This window comes from Curtobacterium sp. SORGH_AS_0776, from assembly GCF_031453355.1.
In the GTDB taxonomy this organism is placed as follows: Bacteria; Actinomycetota; Actinomycetes; order Actinomycetales; family Microbacteriaceae; genus Curtobacterium.
This window is the reverse complement of record NZ_JAVIYU010000001.1, coordinates 2,292,878-2,308,996: the sequence shown is the minus strand read 5'-3', so window position 1 is coordinate 2,308,996 and position 16,119 is coordinate 2,292,878. Positions and strand designations below refer to the sequence as shown.

General features: G+C 72.9%; 14 protein-coding genes. 3 read left to right on the top strand and 11 right to left on the bottom strand.

Features of this window, described 5'->3' with window-relative positions; translation table 11 throughout:
• Positions 1-19: 19 nt before the first annotated feature.
• The 3 genes from QE359_RS11480 to QE359_RS11470 all read right to left on the bottom strand — a co-directional run bounded on the left by QE359_RS11480 (position 20) and on the right by QE359_RS11470 (position 5,910).
• The gene (locus QE359_RS11480; protein WP_309779263.1) at positions 20-1,894 is read right to left on the bottom strand and encodes a hypothetical protein; all 1,875 of its coding nucleotides are present in this window, start codon (positions 1,892-1,894) and stop codon (positions 20-22) included.
• A gap of 100 nt (positions 1,895-1,994) precedes the next feature.
• Positions 1,995-2,498 (bottom strand): peptide deformylase, encoded by a 504-nt coding sequence (locus QE359_RS11475; protein WP_070418638.1) that lies wholly within the window; start codon positions 2,496-2,498, stop codon positions 1,995-1,997.
• Between the two features lies 1 nt (position 2,499).
• On the bottom strand, positions 2,500-5,910 hold the full coding sequence (locus tag QE359_RS11470) for a pyruvate carboxylase (RefSeq protein WP_309779262.1): 3,411 nt from the start codon (positions 5,908-5,910) through the stop codon (positions 2,500-2,502).
• A gap of 60 nt (positions 5,911-5,970) precedes the next feature.
• Between QE359_RS11470 and QE359_RS11465 the strand changes: the two genes are divergently transcribed.
• Complete coding sequence (locus QE359_RS11465; RefSeq protein ID WP_070418636.1) at positions 5,971-6,783, top strand: ParA family protein; 813 nt, start codon at positions 5,971-5,973, stop codon at positions 6,781-6,783.
• Positions 6,784-7,328: 545 nt separating this feature from the next.
• Here QE359_RS11465 and QE359_RS11460 read toward each other — a convergent pair.
• From QE359_RS11460 to QE359_RS11440, 5 genes are all read right to left on the bottom strand, one after another.
• Complete coding sequence (locus QE359_RS11460; protein ID WP_070418635.1) at positions 7,329-7,889, bottom strand: MerR family transcriptional regulator; 561 nt, start codon at positions 7,887-7,889, stop codon at positions 7,329-7,331.
• 193 nt (positions 7,890-8,082) lie between these two features.
• The gene (locus tag QE359_RS11455; RefSeq protein ID WP_071301860.1) at positions 8,083-8,787 is read right to left on the bottom strand and encodes a MerR family transcriptional regulator; all 705 of its coding nucleotides are present in this window, start codon (positions 8,785-8,787) and stop codon (positions 8,083-8,085) included.
• A complete protein-coding gene (locus QE359_RS11450) occupies positions 8,787-9,266 on the bottom strand; it encodes an FHA domain-containing protein (RefSeq protein WP_071294956.1) in 480 nt (159 codons plus the stop codon). Before QE359_RS11450 ends, QE359_RS11455 begins: the two co-directional genes overlap by 1 nt.
• 123 nt (positions 9,267-9,389) lie before the next feature.
• Positions 9,390-10,370 (bottom strand): iron chelate uptake ABC transporter family permease subunit, encoded by a 981-nt coding sequence (locus QE359_RS11445; protein ID WP_309779260.1) that lies wholly within the window; start codon positions 10,368-10,370, stop codon positions 9,390-9,392.
• Positions 10,367-11,362 carry an iron chelate uptake ABC transporter family permease subunit gene (locus QE359_RS11440; protein ID WP_309779259.1) on the bottom strand — a complete coding sequence of 332 codons (996 nt, stop codon included), beginning with the start codon at positions 11,360-11,362 and terminating at the stop codon, positions 10,367-10,369. The genes QE359_RS11445 and QE359_RS11440 overlap by 4 nt, the downstream gene beginning before the upstream one ends.
• Positions 11,363-11,560: 198 nt before the next feature.
• On the opposite strand from QE359_RS11440, the gene QE359_RS11435 reads away from it, so the two are divergent.
• Positions 11,561-13,027 carry a trypsin-like peptidase domain-containing protein gene (locus tag QE359_RS11435; protein ID WP_309779258.1) on the top strand — a complete coding sequence of 489 codons (1,467 nt, stop codon included), beginning with the start codon at positions 11,561-11,563 and terminating at the stop codon, positions 13,025-13,027.
• Between the two features lie 11 nt (positions 13,028-13,038).
• Here the strand turns inward: QE359_RS11435 and QE359_RS11430 are convergent, their stop codons facing one another.
• Both QE359_RS11430 and QE359_RS11425 read right to left on the bottom strand, forming a co-directional pair.
• Positions 13,039-14,196 (bottom strand): hypothetical protein, encoded by a 1,158-nt coding sequence (locus QE359_RS11430; RefSeq protein WP_309779256.1) that lies wholly within the window; start codon positions 14,194-14,196, stop codon positions 13,039-13,041.
• A 199-nt stretch (positions 14,197-14,395) separates the two neighbouring features.
• Positions 14,396-14,653 (bottom strand): hypothetical protein, encoded by a 258-nt coding sequence (locus QE359_RS11425; protein ID WP_309779255.1) that lies wholly within the window; start codon positions 14,651-14,653, stop codon positions 14,396-14,398.
• Positions 14,654-14,686: 33 nt separating this feature from the next.
• Between QE359_RS11425 and QE359_RS11420 the strand changes: the two genes are divergently transcribed.
• Entirely contained in the window at positions 14,687-15,049 is a 363-nt protein-coding gene (locus tag QE359_RS11420; RefSeq protein WP_070418630.1) for an RNA-binding S4 domain-containing protein, read from the top strand.
• A gap of 21 nt (positions 15,050-15,070) precedes the next feature.
• Here QE359_RS11420 and QE359_RS11415 read toward each other — a convergent pair whose 3' ends face one another.
• A complete protein-coding gene (locus tag QE359_RS11415; RefSeq protein WP_309779254.1) occupies positions 15,071-16,018 on the bottom strand; it encodes a DnaJ domain-containing protein in 948 nt (315 codons plus the stop codon).
• Positions 16,019-16,119: the final 101 nt, after the last annotated feature.

Sequence of the window (16,119 nt, the reverse complement as noted above, 5' to 3'; positions counted from 1 at the left end):
TGGGGTGTCACCACGGCGTTCACGGAACGCGGACGGTCCGGCATCCGAGGTCGGTCTCGGGCATGCCCGAGCCGGCGCCGACGGCGGTCGTGCAGAGGGTGTGCGACCCGCTCGCCAGCGGGACCGCGAAGCGGTAGCCGGAGCCGATCGGTGCGTCCGGGTGCACCTTCCGGACGTCGTTCCGGGTGAGGCCGGTCGTGCCGGTCGCGAGGACCCGCCCGGCCTCGGCGACGCGGATCGTCAGCGGCCGGGTCGTGTCCGGGTCGTAGGCCCAGCCCGCGACCGTGACCCCCGTCGCGGTGGCCGCCGGTGCCTGGTCGTGCCCGCGCGGGTCGTGGGCGCCCACCGGGGCCGCCGACATCCGGACGGGCGCCGCGGAGGTGCTCGTCGCGGTCGAGCCGTCCGGGTGCCGGAGCGTGACGGTCGCGTGGTAGCTGCCCGCCGGCAGTGAGCCGAGGACGAACGGCACGCTGTTCGCACCCTTCGCCACGGCCACGCCGTCCACCAGCACGCGCTTCGTCGTCGTGCCGTCGCGCGTCACGGTGACCTTCGCGGTCGTCCCGGCGGTCCAGGCGGCGTCATGGAAGCCGATGCGCGTCCACCCGTTGGCTGCCGGGTCCGCGCGGAGGTGGAACGACTTGAGGTGCCACACGGCGGCGCCGCGGTCCTCGTTCGGGTCCCAGCGGAGGCTCGTGACGACCTGCTTCCACCCGGGGCTGCCCTTCGGCATCGTCTCGTCGAGGGGGTTCGTCGCCGCCAGGTCGATGCGGTTCTCGCCGGACTCGTTCGGGCCGACCGGGGTGGCGTTGGCGCCGGAGAAGGTCAGGACGTCGTTGCTGACCTGCAGGCCCTTCGCGCCGCGGACCGACCACACCAGGCGCGCCATCTTCCCGCCACCGGGGGCGTTGCGGAGGTCGTAGGCGCCGTCGTACGACATCGACCAGGACAGCCAGTGATACTGCTTGCCGTCGAAGGCCGACACCGGGAAGACGACCTCGGGGTCGCGCACGATCGGGCCGGCGTTCTGTGCGGTGAGGCCGACGGAGCTCCAGCTGCGGAACCGGGCGTTCTTCAGCGTGACGCCGCGCCCGGCGACGCCGTTCGTCAGGACCCAGGAGCGCCCGCGCTGGACGGCGGCGAGGTCCTTGCCCTGGTCGGGGTTCGGGCTGTCCACGACCGCGATCGGTCGGGCGACGACCCGGAAGGTGCCGTAGTCGCCCGCCGGCAGGGCGTCCTGCGGAGCGGAGCCGCCGTGGAGCCGGGTCCAGTCGATGCTGACCTTCCCGCTCGGGCTCTCGCCGGTGTGGACGACGATCGGCTGCACGCGGAGCAGCGTCGGCTTCGAACCGGTCCAGGGGACGTGCCCGCCCATGACGGACTTCCCGGTGAGGTCGACGTCGACGACGTGGTTCCCCTTCTCGACCTTCGCCGTCACGCCGCCCATGCAGCTGAGCGATCGTGCCGCGCAGGTGAACCAGCTGATCGCGATCTGCCGGCCGGCGTACGGCTGGTCCATCGAGACGGAGAGGTGCGTGTAGCGCTTCGTGTCGATCGGGTGGAGGGCGCCGTCGCGGCCGTAGGGCAGCGTGCCGGGCATGGTCTCGACCGGGGAGAAGTAGGTGGAGCGTTCGAGGGTGCCGATCAGGTGGCCCTTACTGATCGAGTAGCGGCCGTAGCCGACGCGGTCGGTGTTCTGGTCGGCGGTGTTGCTGTAGTCCCAGGGGTCGCCGAAGGTCTCGGTGGCGTAGTCGGGCGACTCGGTGTAGGTCGGCACGCTCGCGGCGGTGGCGGCTTCGACCGGCGCGGTGGTGGCCGGGCCGACGGCGGTGGCCGCGGCGACGGCGAGGACGCCTAGGGCGGCGACGACGGCGCGGCGGGCTGGTCCCTGTGTCATGGTGCTCCCCTGGTCGACGCGGTCACCGTACCCAGGAGTGCGCACGCACCTCACCCCCGAGTCAGGGTGCCGCCCGACCGAGGGTGGGCACTTCGGAGGACTAGTGGAACCAGTCCTGCGCGCGGATGTCGCGGAGCGCCTGGCGGCGGATCTCCGGGTCGAGCGTCATCACGTAGACGGTGCCGTCGAGGTGGTCCACCTCGTGCTGGAGCGCCTCGGCCATGAGCCCGGTGCCCTCGAGCACGACCTCGGCCCCGTCGACGTCGACGCCGCGGACCTTCGCGTACGGGTACCGGCGCGTGGGGTACGACAGGCCGGGGACGGAGAGGCAGCCCTCGTCCATGAGCTCCGGCTCCCCCGACACCTCGACGATCTCGGGGTTGAGCACGTAGCCGACCTCGCCGTCGACGTTGTACGAGAAGGCGCGCAGACCGACACCGATCTGGGGAGCGGCGACGCCGGCACGGCCGGGCTCCTTGACCGTGTCGACCAGGTCCTGCACCAGGTCGCGGATGCCCGCGCTGCCGAGGGCGTCTGGACGGATCGGGTCGGCCGGGGACCGGAGGACGGGGTCGCCGAACAGGCGGATGGGACGGACGGTCAATTTACTGCAGCACCACCAGGAGGTCGCCGGCGTCCACCTGCTGGGTCACCGGGATCGCGAGTCGGCCGACGGTCCCCGCGACGGGTGCCGTGATGGCCGCTTCCATCTTCATCGCCTCGATGCTCGCCACGGCCTGTCCGGCCTCGACGACGTCACCGACGGCGACCTTGAGCGTCACGACACCGGAGAACGGTGCCGCGACGTGCTTCGAGTCGGTCTTGTCCGCCTGCTCGGCGGCCTTGGTCTCGACCTCGATCGAGCGGTCGCGGACGTACACCGGGCGGAGCTGCCCGTTCATCGTCGCCATGACCGTGCGGACGCCGCGCGCGTCGGCCTCGCCGATCGCCTCGAGCCCGACGAACAGGTCCACGCCCTTGCCGAGCGGCACGACGTGCTCCTGCTCGGGGCGCAGGCCGTACAGGTAGTCGACGGTCGGGACCACGGACAGGTCGCCGTACTGCTCGCGGACGCGCTCGAACTGCTGCGTCGGCTGCGGGAAGAGCAGGCGGTTGAGGGCCTGTCGCCGTTCGGGACCGGGGGTGTCCAGGTGTGCGCGCTCGGCGTCCGGCACGGGCGTGATCTCGAGCCGGACGTCGCGGCCCGCGAGGACCTTCGACCGGAAGGGCTCGGGCCAGCCACCGGGCAGGTCGCCGAGTTCGCCGGCCATGAAGCCGACGACGGAGTCCGGGATGTCGTACTTCTGCGGGTTCTGCTCGAAGTCGACCGGGTCGGCGTCCACCGCGGCCAGCTGCAGCGCGAGGTCCCCGACGACCTTCGACGACGGCGTGACCTTCGTGGGGCGGCCGAGGATCCGGTTCGCCTCGGCGTACCAGTCCTCGACCTGCTCGAAGCGGTCGCCGAGCCCGAGGGCGATGGCCTGCTGGCGGAGGTTCGACAGCTGACCGCCGGGGATCTCGTGCTTGTACACGCGGCCCGTCGGACCCGGCAGGCCCGACTCGAACGGCGCGTACGCACGCCGCACCGCTTCCCAGTAGGGCTCGAGGTCGCCGACGGCGTCGAGGGAGAGCCCCGTGTCGCGCTCGGTGTGCGCCAGGGCGGCGACGAGCGCGGACATGCTCGGCTGGCTGGTCGTGCCGGCCATCGGCGCGGCGGCGACGTCCACCGCGTCGGCACCGGCGCGGGCTGCGGCGAGGAGCGTCGCGAGCTGTCCGCCCGCGGTGTCGTGCGTGTGCACGTGCACCGGCTGGTCGAAGCGCTCGCGCAGGGCGGTGACGAGCTGCTCGGCCGCGCCGGCGCGGAGCAGGCCGGCCATGTCCTTGATGCCGATGACGTGCGCACCGGCCTCGACCATCTGCTCCGCGAGGCGGAGGTAGTAGTCGAGCGTGTAGAGGTCCTCGGACGGGTCGAGGAGGTCGGCGGTGTAGCAGAGCGCCGCTTCGGCGACGGCCGTGTCGGTGGCGAGCACCGCCTCCAGGGCCGGACGCAACTGGCTGACGTCGTTGAGCGCGTCGAACACGCGGAACACGTCGACACCCATCGCGGCCGCCTCGGCCACGAACGCGTCCGTCACCTCGGTCGGGTACGGCGTGTAGCCGACGGTGTTGCGTCCGCGGAGCAGCATCTGGATCGGGATGTTCGGCATCGCCTCGCGCAGCGAGGCGAGCCGCTCCCACGGGTCCTCGCCGAGGAAGCGGAGCGCCACGTCGTAGGTGGCACCGCCCCAGGCCTCGACGCTGAGCAGCTGCGGCGTGAGTCGGGCGACGTACGGGGCGACCGCGACGAGGTCCTTCGTGCGGACACGGGTCGCGAGGAGCGACTGGTGGGCGTCGCGCATCGTCGTCTCGGTGACGGCGAGCTCGGTCTGGCCGCGGAGCGCCTTCGCCCACTCGGCCGGCCCCAGCAGTCGGAGGCGGTCGCGCTGCCCCTCGGGGACCGGGGCGCCGAGGTCGATCGTCGGCAGCTTCTCGCTCGGCTCGACGGTCTGCGGGCGACGCTCGCCGTTCGGCTTGTTCACCGTCACGTCGGCGAGCCAGTTCAGCACCTTCGTGCCGCGGTCCTTCGAGACGTGGCCGCCGAACAGCTGCGGGCGCTCCTCGATGAACTTCGTCGAGATGTCGCCGCGGTCGAAGTCGGGGTCCTCGAGCACGGCCTGCAGGAACGGGATGTTCGTGGAGACGCCCCGGATGCGGAACTCCGCGAGGGCGCGCTTCGCCCGGGCCACCGCCGCCGGGAAGTCCCGCCCGCGGCAGGTCATCTTCGCGAGCATCGAGTCGAAGTGCGGGCTGATCTGCGCGCCGGTGGCGACGGTGCCGCCGTCGAGGCGGACGCCCGCGCCACCCGGGCTGCGGTAGGTCGTGATGCGACCGGTGTCCGGGCGGAAGCCCTGCGTCGGGTCCTCGGTGGTGATGCGTGTCTGCAGTGCAGCGCCGTGCACCCGGACGCTGTCCTGCGACAGGCCGAGGTCGCCGAGGGTCTGCCCGGCGGCGATGCGCATCTGCGACTGGACGAGGTCGACGTCCGTGACCTCTTCGGTGACGGTGTGCTCGACCTGGATGCGCGGGTTCATCTCGATGAAGACGTGCTGGCCCGCACGCTCGCCCTCGGTGTCGAGCAGGAACTCCACCGTGCCGGCGTTCACGTACCCGATCGACCGGGCGAAGGCGACGGCGTCGCGGTGCAGCGCCTGCGCGATCGCCGGGTCGAGGTTCGGCGCCGGTGCGATCTCGACGACCTTCTGGTTCCGGCGCTGGACCGAGCAGTCGCGCTCGAAGAGGTGGATCGTGCCGGCGTCGGTGCCGGTGGCGTCGGCGAGGATCTGCACCTCGATGTGCCGCGGGCGGATGACGGCCTGCTCCAGGAACATCGTCGGGTCGCCGAAGGCGCTGTCGGCCTCGCGCATCGCCTCTTCGAGGGCCGCACGCAGCTCGGGCTTCGTCTCCACCCGGCGCATGCCGCGGCCACCGCCACCGGCGACGGCCTTCGCGAACACCGGGAACCCGATGGCGTCCGCGCCGGCGAGGAGTTCCTCGATGTCGCGGCTCGCCGGGGTGCTCGCGAGGACCGGGACACCGGCCGCGACCGCGTGCTCCTTCGCGGTGACCTTGTTGCCCGCCATCTCGAGCACGTGCTCGCCCGGGCCGATGAACGTGATGCCCGCGGCGGCGGCAGCAGCGGCGAGCTCCGGGTTCTCGGACAGGAAGCCGTAGCCCGGGTAGATCGCGTCGGCACCCGACTCGCGTGCGACACGCACGATCTCGGAGACGTCCAGGTAGGCACGGACGGGATGTCCGCGCTCCCCGATCAGGTAGGCCTCGTCCGCCTTGAGGCGGTGCAGGGAGTTGCGGTCCTCGTACGGGTAGACGGCGACGGTCTTCGCCCCCAGCTCGTACGCGGCCCGGAAGGCACGGATGGCGATCTCGCCACGATTGGCGACCAGGATCTTGCTGAACACGAGGTCCCTTTCAGCCCGGGTTGAGGTGAGACAACCCTACTGGCGGTAACGTTGCTCACCGTGCATGTACTCAGCGTGAGCTCCCTCAAGGGTGGTGTCGGCAAGACGACGGTGACGCTCGGCCTGACTTCGGCCGCGTTCGCCAAGGGACTGCGCACGCTGGTGGTGGATCTCGACCCGCAGTCGGACGTCTCGACCGGCCTCGACATCAACATCTCCGGCCACCTCAACGTGGCGGACGTCCTCGAGAACCCGAAGGAGAAGATCGTCCGTCAGGCGATCGCCCCCTCGGGGTGGACGAAGGGCTCCCAGGGCAAGATCGACGTCATGGTCGGATCGCCCTCGGCCATCAACTTCGACGGGCCGCACCCGTCCATCCGCGACATCTGGAAGCTCGAAGAGGCCCTCGCGAACGTCGAGCAGGACTACGACCTCGTCCTCATCGACTGCGCGCCGTCGCTGAACGCCCTCACCCGCACCGCCTGGGCAGCGTCCGACCGCGTGACCGTCGTCACCGAGCCCGGACTCTTCTCGGTGGCCGCTGCCGACCGGGCCCTCCGCGCGATCGAGGAGATCCGCCGCGGGCTCTCCCCCCGCCTGCAGCCGCTCGGCATCATCGTGAACCGTGCCCGCGTGCAGTCGCTCGAGCACCAGTTCCGCATCAAGGAGCTCCGCGACATGTTCGGCCCGCTCGTGCTCTCGCCGCAGCTGCCCGAGCGGACCTCGCTGCAGCAGGCGCAGGGTGCGGCGAAGCCCCTGCACGTGTGGCCGGGTGAGTCGGCGCAGGAGATGGCGAAGAACTTCGACCAGCTGCTCGAGCGCATCATGCGCACGGGCAAGATCGGCCCGTACGCCGAGGGCGGCGCGGCCTAGGGCGCGTCGCGCCGCGCCGCTGGCGCGTGGGGCGTGGGGCGTGGGTCCGTTCGGCTTCGCCGAGGTCGCGCAACACGCCGCTCGCGTTCGCCGAGGTCGCGCGAAACGCCGCCGGGAGCTGGCCCGAACGGCAGAACGTGCGACCTCGCCTCCGGCATGGCGCGCACGACATCGACCGGGAGGCGCGCCTCGCCTCCCTCGCACCGCCGCCGGACAACACGCTCGGGTTCACCCCGCGAGGTCGCTCGACATGCGGCTCGCGTTCGCCGAGGTCGCACGAACGGCCGCCTGGAACGGGCTCGCACGGCAGATCGTGCGACCTCGTGGTCGGGGCGGTGTGGCACCCGGGGAGGCTCGCTCGCGGTCGCACGACGCCCGACGCGCGCCGCGCGCCGAGGTCGCACGACACGCCACGGCGTCCGTGCCGAGGTCGCACAACGTGTCGCACGGAATGGGCGCGCGCGGCAGAGCGTGCGACCTCGCGACTCGAGCGCACACGGACACGGACGCGGGTTCAGGCCAGGGCAGGGCCCGGCCGCGCGGGACTAGGACGCGCGGGAAGCCCGGCGGGCGGCGAGCTCGTCGTCGGGGTCGGCCGCCGGCGTCGCGTCGAGTTCGACCAGCGAGGACTCGACCTCGCGCAGGACCTTGCCCACCGCGATGCCGAACACGCCCTGACCCCGCGAGACCAGGTCGATGACCTCGTCGTCGGAGGTGCACAGGTACACCGAGGCACCGTCCGACATGAGCGTCGTCTGCGCCAGGTCCGAGACGCCCGACTCGCGCAGCTGGTTCACGGCGGTGCGGATCTGCTGGAGGGAGATGCCCGTGTCGAGCAGGCGCTTCACGAGCTTGAGCACGAGGATGTCGCGGAAGCCGTACAGCCGCTGCGACCCGGAGCCCGCGGCCCCGCGGATCGTCGGCTCGACGAGCTCGGTGCGGGCCCAGTAGTCGAGCTGGCGGTAGGAGATGCCGGCAGCACGGGCAGCGACGGTACCGCGGTACCCGTTCTGCTCGTCGTGCTCGGGCAGACCGTCGGTGAAGAGCAGCCCGAGGTCGTACCGGGTCATCTCCGACTCGGTGCCGGGGGTGTCGTTCCCACTCATCAGGCTGCCTTCCACGACGATCGAGCTCCCAACTGAACGTTCAATGACGGGTTGAGAGTTGTTCCGAGGTCCACGGTAGCGACTCGGACCGCTCCGGCGCGGGACATCCGACTCGGCGCGTCCGGCGTGTCGAGGATACGCCCCACCCACCGACGCGCACCAGCGGTCGACGAGGGACGAGTCACGACGCGCGTCATGCGTCGAGACGCCCGATCGCCGTGCGGATGAGGTTCGACCGGATCACCTCGAGGTGGCCGGCGATCTCGCGCGCGAGCTCGGTCGCCTTCGCCCGGGACGTGGCGTCACCCCGGCGGGACACCGGCATGAGCGCGGACTCGATGAGCCCGACCTCGCGCTCGGCGACGCTGCGCATCGTGCGGAGGTGTCGCGGTTCGATCCCGGTGCGCTGGAGTTCGACGAGGGCCTTGAGCACCGAGACCCCGTCGTCGCCGTACGTGTCGGCGGCGGGCAGCAGCGACGCCGAGACCGCGTCGGCGAGGAGCATCGGCGAGGCACCGGCAGCCCGGACCGTCTCGTCGCGGGTGTAGCGCCGCTCACGGCCGAGGATGGACGGCTTCGGCGCGTCGCCGCCCCCGGGGAGGACCGGTTCACGCCCGGCGTCGAGGTCGGCCAGGTAGTCCTTGATGACCTTGAGCGGGAGGTAGTGGTCGCGCTGCAGCCCGAGGACGACCCGGAGCCGCTCGACGTCGGCCGCCGAGAACTTCCGGTAGCCGCTCGCGGTGCGGATCGGGGTGACCAGCTCGCGCTCTTCGAGGAACCGGAGCTTCGAGCTCGACAGGTCCGGGAACTCCGGCTTGAGGCGAGCGAGGACCTGCCCGATCGTGAGCAGGTCCGGGACCGCGGACCCCGCCCGGGCCGCGGCGGACCGTGCGGCCACTACGCGGTCGCCAGGCGCGCCAGGTCGACCCGGGAGGCGTAGAAGGTCAGGCGGAACTTGCCGACCTGCACTTCGGACCCGTCGGTGAGGAGTGCTTCGTCGATGCGGACGCCGTCGAAGTACGTGCCGTTGAGCGACCCGTTGTCCTTCACGCTGAAGCTCGTGCCGTGGCGGAGGAACTGCGCGTGCTTGCGGGACACGGTGACGTCGTCGAGGAAGATGTCGGCGTCGGGGTGGCGCCCCGCCGTGGTGACGTCCGAGTCGAGGAGGAACCGCGCACCGACGTTCGGCCCGCGACGGACCACGAGCAGCGCCGACCCGGAGGGCAGCGCGTTGATCGCTTCACGTTCTTCGGCGGACACACCGGACTCGGCAGTGAGCGCCGCCCCCATGTCCATGCTGAAGGTCAGTGTGGTGTCGACCAGCCGCTGCTCAGGGGTCTTCTGACCGTCCGGCTGCGGGACCACTGGTTCTGGCATCGTGGACCTCCTCCTCTTGGCGCACCAGCGTATCGGAAACGAGCGGCCGAACGGGAGCCCCGAACGGGGCTGGGGACAACTCGGCAGAACGCGTACAGCGAACGTACCGGGAACACGGATGCGTCACCGCCCGCGCGCGAGCAGCCACAGCAGGTAGGGCGCCCCGATGACCCCCGTCACCACACCGACGGGCAGCGCGTTCCCCGGGATCGCGAACTGCGCGATGAGGTCGCTCGCCAGCGTGATCGCGGCGCCGACGGCGGCGGTCGACCCGAGGGCGACCCGTCCGCCCCCGACGAGCCTCCGGGCGATGGGTGCCGCCATCAGCGCGACGAAGGACACCGGTCCCGCGGTGGCCACGGCGGCGGCGGTCAGGCACACGGCGGTCAGCAGGAGCAGCACCTTCGCGCGGTTCGGCCGGAGCCCGAGCGCCGAGGCCACCTCGTCGCCGAGGGTCAGCACGGTGAGCCGCGAGGACTGCAGGAGGGCGAGTGCCGTGAACACGACGAAGACGACGGCGAGGACCCCGACGAGGTTCCGGTCGACGGCGTTCAGGCTGCCGGAGAGCCAGAGCAGCGCGGTGCCGGCCTGGGTGACCGTGCCGCTCGTGAGCATCCACCCGGTGATGCTCAGGCAGATCGCCGCGACGCCGATGCCCACGAGGACGACCCGGTTGCCGGTGATCCCCCGACGCCACGCGAGTCCGGCGATGACGAGGGAGACGAGGACGGCACCGACGAGCACCACCGAGAACAGGGTCCCGCCGCTCGCGCCGAACAGGACGATGGCGGTCAGGCCCGAGGCGCTCGCGCCCGAGGTGATGCCGATGACGTCCGGACTCGCGATGGGGTTCCGGATGACGCTCTGCACGATGCCCCCGGCCACGCCGAGCGACGCCCCCACGAGGATCGCCCCGGCGACACGAGGGCCACGGAGCTGCCCGATCACGAAGTCCGAGACGGTGTCGCCGTGCCCGACGAGCGCGCTCGCGACCTGCACGGGCGAGAGCGGGATCTCGCCGACGCCGAGCCCGACGAGCACGAGGGCGACGAGCAGGACGAGGACGGCGCCGAGCACGAGCCACTCGCGGCGCACGGCGGTCACAGGCCCTTCACCGCCCGCGACCGCACGAGCCAGATGAACACCGGTGCGCCGATGAGCGCCGTGACGATCCCGACCTGCAGCTCCCCCGGGTACGCCACGACGCGGCCGATCACGTCGGCGACGAGCAGCAGCGCTGGCGCGACGACGGCCGACAGCAGGATCGTCCACCGGTGGTCCGGGCCGCTCAGCCGACGGACGGCGTGCGGCACGGCGAGCCCGATGAACGCGATCGGCCCGGCCGCCGCGACGGCCGACCCGGCGAGGAGCACGGTGACGACTCCCCCGACGGCGCGCACGAGCACGACACGCTGCCCGAGCGACGCGGCGAGCTCGTCGCCGAGCGCGAGCGTGTTGAGCGACCGGCCGAGGGCGAAGGCGATGACGAGCCCGACGAGTACCGGGACCGTGATCACCCCGGCGGTGCCGAGGTCCTTGCCGGCCAGCGCTCCGACCTGCCAGAAGCGCAGCTGGTCGAGGAGGCTCTGGCTCGTCACGAGCACCGCCGTGGTGATCGAGGACAGTGCAGCGGCGACGACGGCACCGGACAGGGCGAGTCCGACGGGCGACAGCCCCCGACGGGCCACGGCGGCGATGCCGTACACGAGGAGCGCGGCGAGGGCGGCACCGAGGAAGGCGAACGGCAGGTACGCGGCGGTGCCGCTGACGCCGAACAGCGCGATCCCGGCGACGACCGCGAGCGCGGCCCCCGAGTTGATGCCGAGGACGCTCGGATCGGCGAGCGGGTTCCGGGTGACGCCCTGCATGACGGCGCCGGCGACCCCGAGCGCGGACCCGGCGAGGAGTCCGACGACGGTGCGGGGCACGCGGTTGCCGAGCACGATCAGGCCGATCTCGTCGTTCCGTCCGGGGTGCAGGACGGTGTCGAGCACGGTGCCGAGCGGGATCGGACGGGAGCCGAAGGCCACCGAGAGCGCCACCGCCACGACGAGGACGACCACCGCCAGCACGGTGGCGCCGACGAGGCGGGACACGGAGCTGGGCGCAGGAGGGGTGGGCGACGGCGAACGCATGGGAAGTAAGGCAACCCTAACGGACGACGTCGTACGGCGACCCCCGAGCAAGCCGTGAGCAGCCGCAGGGTCCGTTCATAGGCTCGTCATGGGAACCGGGCCTGTACTCGTACCCATCGACGCCCGACCGGGCAGCCGAGGGACGACCGGAGAGCACTGATGAACGAGACCCCGAACCCCGCCGCCGACGAGAACGGCACCGCCCGCACCGACGCCGCGCAGCCGCAGGCCGGGGCGACGTGGGAGGCACCGCACGCCGACCCGTCGACCCTCCGCTCGGCCTACGCGTTCGACGGCAGCGGCCCGTTCCTCTACGGACCGGACGGCTCCGGTCCCTACGGCTACACCCCGGACGGCCGCGGCCCGTTCCTGATCGGCAGCCCGTCGCTCCCCGGGTTCCAGCACGGCTGGGTGCACGGCGCCGCCGCAGCGAACCACGCCACGAAGCGGCCCCGGCGACTGGGCTTGATGATCGGCTCCGGCATCGCGGCCCTGGCGATCGTCGGTGCGGCGGGCGGGACCGCGCTCGGACTGTCCTCGCAGCACACGACCACGACCACGAGCCAGTCGCAGGGCACGACGTTGCCGGACACCGGCACGGGTTCCGGCACCGGGTCCGACGGCAGCGGCACGAACGGCTTCACGGTGCCGGGCGACGGCACCGGCAGCGGGTCGAGCGACGGCGGCAGCGGCACGAGCACCGAGTCCGCGGCGACGGCGGCGACGAGCGCCCAGAAGAAGGGCGTCGTGACGATCAACACCGTCCTCAACTACGACGAGTCGTCGCAGGCGGCCGGCACGGGCATGATCCTCACCTCGAGTGGCACGATCCTCACGAACAACCACGTCATCCAGGGCGCGACGAGCATCACGGTCACCGACGAGACGACCGGCAAGGAGTACAAGGCGGACGTCGTCGGGACGGACGCCACCCACGACGTCGCGGTCCTCAAGCTCGAGGGCGCGTCGGGCCTGTCCACGGTGACGCTCGACGACGACGGCGAGCCGAGCACCGGCGACACCGTGACCGACGTCGGCAACGCCGAGGGCACCGGCAACCTCGTCGCCGCCGAGGGCACCGTGACCGCGACCGACCAGGACATCCAGGTGCAGAGCGAGTCGGGCACGGGCACCGAGTCGCTGCAGGGACTCATCGAGGTCGCGGCGGACATCGTCTCGGGCGACTCGGGCGGTCCGGTGCTCGACAGCGAGGGCGAGGTCGTCGGCATGGCCACCGCGGCGTCATCGGGCACGGCGGACGTCACCGGGTACGCGATCCCGATCACCACGGCGAAGTCGATCGCGGACAAGATCCTCGCGGGCGAGTCGTCGTCGACGATCACCATCGGACTGCCGGCATTCCTCGGGGTCGAGGTCAGCGGGACGGCCTCGACGGGCGGCGTCGCGGTCGCCGGCACGGTCGCGGGCTCCGGCGCCGCGTCGGCCGGTCTCGCCGCTGGCGACACCATCACGAGCATCGACGGCACCGCCGTGGCGAGCTCGGACGCGCTGACCTCGGCGATCCAGTCGCACTCGGTCGGGGACAAGGTGACGGTCGGGTACACCGACAGCACCGGTGCCGCGAAGACCGTCACGGTCACCCTGACCGCCGGCCCCGCGGCCTAGCAGAGAACGGCTCAGCCGAGCAGCGCCCGCACCACCGACCGGTACACGTTCGCCGGGGAGTCCGTCGCGAAGACGGTCTCCCCGGCTTCCGTGCGTCCGACGCGCGCGAAGCCCTGCCCCGCCGCGTGCACGACGACGATCGGGTTCGGCTTCCCCGGACGACGCAGTGACGACACCGTCCACGGAGCCGCCCAGAAGCGCGCGAGCCGCGGGTCCGCCTCGGCGATCGCCGTCGGCAGGTCGGGGGCCGCGTCCGCCCCGGAGGTCCGACGCCCGAGCAGGTCCGCCCGGAGCGACCCCGTGCGGAACGGGAAGGTCCATGCCGGACCGATGCCGAGCCTCCCGGCCACGAGCGCGACCACGCGCTCGACCGGCAGCTGGGCGATCACCGCGCCCGTCTCGTCCGTCCCGTCCACGACGGTCTCCGACCAGGCCTGGAGGCGCGTGGTACGCCCGTCGGGCAGCCGCTGTTCCAGGGTGACGGGCTGGGCATCGCCCTCCCACGGAGCGAGGAGCGCCTGCGTCGACTCGGGCAGGGTGCCGAGCCGGCCGACCAGGCCGGACTCGATGAGCTCGCGGCCGGCGGGCGTGCGGAGGAGCGTGGGGTTCCAGCGACGGCCAGCGAGCGAGCGCAGGGTGGCGAGGGCCTCGGAGCCGAGGTGGGTGCCCTCGAGCTCGGCGGCCGGTGCGGGCTCGGGCAGTGCCTCGAGGTCGCGCTGCACCCGCGACGGCGCGGGCTCGGTGGCGCGGACGCTGTCGAGCACGGCGAACACGAGGTCGTCGGTGGCGAGCATCCGGGCGAGGGGCCGCTCGATGGTGAGGTCGACGCGGTGCCGTCCGGTGACGAAGAGCAGGTGCGCTCCCGCGACGTCGCCGCCCTCGTCGGGCCGGACGTACTCGACGAGGCGCGCCGGCGCTCCCGCGGTCGTCCACGGGTCGGAGCCGATGAGTCGGAGCCCCTCGACCGAACCGGGGAGGCGTTCGAGCAGACTCGTGTGCTCCTCCGCGACGGTCCGGTCGCTCGGACGGGATCGGACGATGAGCACGACGTCGTCGCCGGTGACGCGCAGATCCGCCTGGGCCGAGTCCTCACGGCGCCACGCGTCGGGGCGGCGGAGGGTCAGGCGGGCGGTGCGGTCCTCGGTGCCGAGTGGGACGGGGACGGCCATGGCACGAGGCTACGTCGGGGCCGGTGCGGGGGCGGTGGCGGCTCGCCGGGCGCGCGCGCTTCCGGTGCGCGCGGGGCGGGGCCGCAGTGTGCGAGGTTCCGCGCTCCGTGGGACCCGCGCGGCGTCGCACAGCGCCCGGGACCTCGCACGGTGTGGACGCCGGGTCGCACGGTGCGAGGTCCGCGGCAGCGCGTCAGTGTCAGCGCCGGCGCGGGCGTGGCGCGGGCGGCGGCGGGACCGGCTTCGCGGCGACGACGTCGGCGAGCGCCACCTCGACCGGGCCCCGGCGGGTGTCGATCGTCACGGACGACGCGGTCCGGGCGACGAGGACGCCGAGCGCGTCCTGCGCTCCCCCGCCGTGGTGCGCCCGCACGACCAGGCGGTCCCCGACCGCGGCGTCCCGGAGGACCCCGAGCGCCAGCGCCCGGGCGATCGCGTCCTGACCGGTGCCCTCCACGCCCCCAGCGTAGGGCGCGCCTAGAGTGTGGGGATGGCCAAGGCACGCGTGGACAGCTGGATCTGGGCGGTGCGGATCACGAAGACCCGCTCCGCCGCGACCGCCGCGTGCAAGGCCGGCCACGTGCGGGTGAACGGGGAGCGTGCGAAGCCCGCGCAGCCGATCGGCCCCGGGGACGAGGTCCGGGTCCGGCAGAACGGGTTCGACCGGATCGTCGTCGTCACGGGGATCATCCTCAAGCGGACGAGCGCGCCCGAGGCCGCGAAGCACTTCGAGGACAAGACCCCGCCGCGGCTCCCCAAGGAGGAGGCCGGCTTCGTCCCGATGCGCGACCGCGGCGCCGGACGCCCGAGCAAGCGGGAGCGCCGCGACCTCGAGAAGCTCCGCGGCTACTGACGCCGCCGTCCCGCCCTGCCGTCAGACGAAGCGGACGGTCTGCTGCAGGCGGTCGCGGACCTCGAACACGTCGACGCTCCCCTCGGGCGACCACACCCCGCCCAGCACCTGCCCGAGCGCACTGCGGCGGACGACGAGCGCCGTGGGCTTCCGGGGCGAGCCGACGACCTGCACGTCCTCGTCCACCGCGGAGTCCGGCACGACGAGCAGCCGGCCGGTGAACCGCACCCGGGTCTGCTTCTGCACGGCACGGGCGGCACGGACGAGCTCCTTCACGGAGCGCTCCCCTGGTGCCAGGGTCTCCCCCGTGATCTCACCGTGCTCGACGCGGACCGGGGCGCCCCAGTCGATCGACTCGACGGCCCACAGGCCGCTCGGGGTCAGGACCGCGTGGTCGAGCTTGCCCTCGGCACCCGCGTCGAGGTCGTGCCAGACCGTCACGCCGATGCCCATCTCGGAGACGATCGACGCGGTCGCCTCCTCGGCGAGCGCCTCGGCCAGCAGCCGTCGGATGTGCCGGGGAGCGGAGCGGATGAGCGTGGGGTCGTAGGGGTCCTCGATGGGGTCCCCGAGGCCGACCCACTCGCGCTCGGCCTGCAGGAAGACCTCGCGCGATCGCCCGCCGGGGTGTCCGTGGGACCGGGCCCGCGGACGTGCGTCGCGACGCGCTGCCGGGGGTGCGTAGGCGTCGCGGCCGGTGTCGTGCCTCCAGGCGGAGGAACCGGACGGGCCGGACGCGCTCTGCTGGCTGCCGCGTTGGGATCCCGCGTCGTAGGCGCGGCGCGCGGCGGGGGTGCCGATGCGTTCCCAGGCGATCTGCACCTGGCGGAAGCGGCGGGCGTCGCCGCCGAGGTCGGGGTGGGACTCGCGGGCGGCGCGGCGGTAGGCGCGGCGGAGTTCGTCGTCGTCGGCGGTCGCTCGGACGCCGAGGACTTCGTACGGGGTGGCGTCGGCCGGGCTGTCGGTCATGGCCCTGCGACATTACCCGAGGGAGCGTCGGAGTCCGCCGCGTGGCTGCTGGGTGCTGCCTGGGCCCACGCCGCCGGTTCCGGGGCGACGCGCCAGCGGCG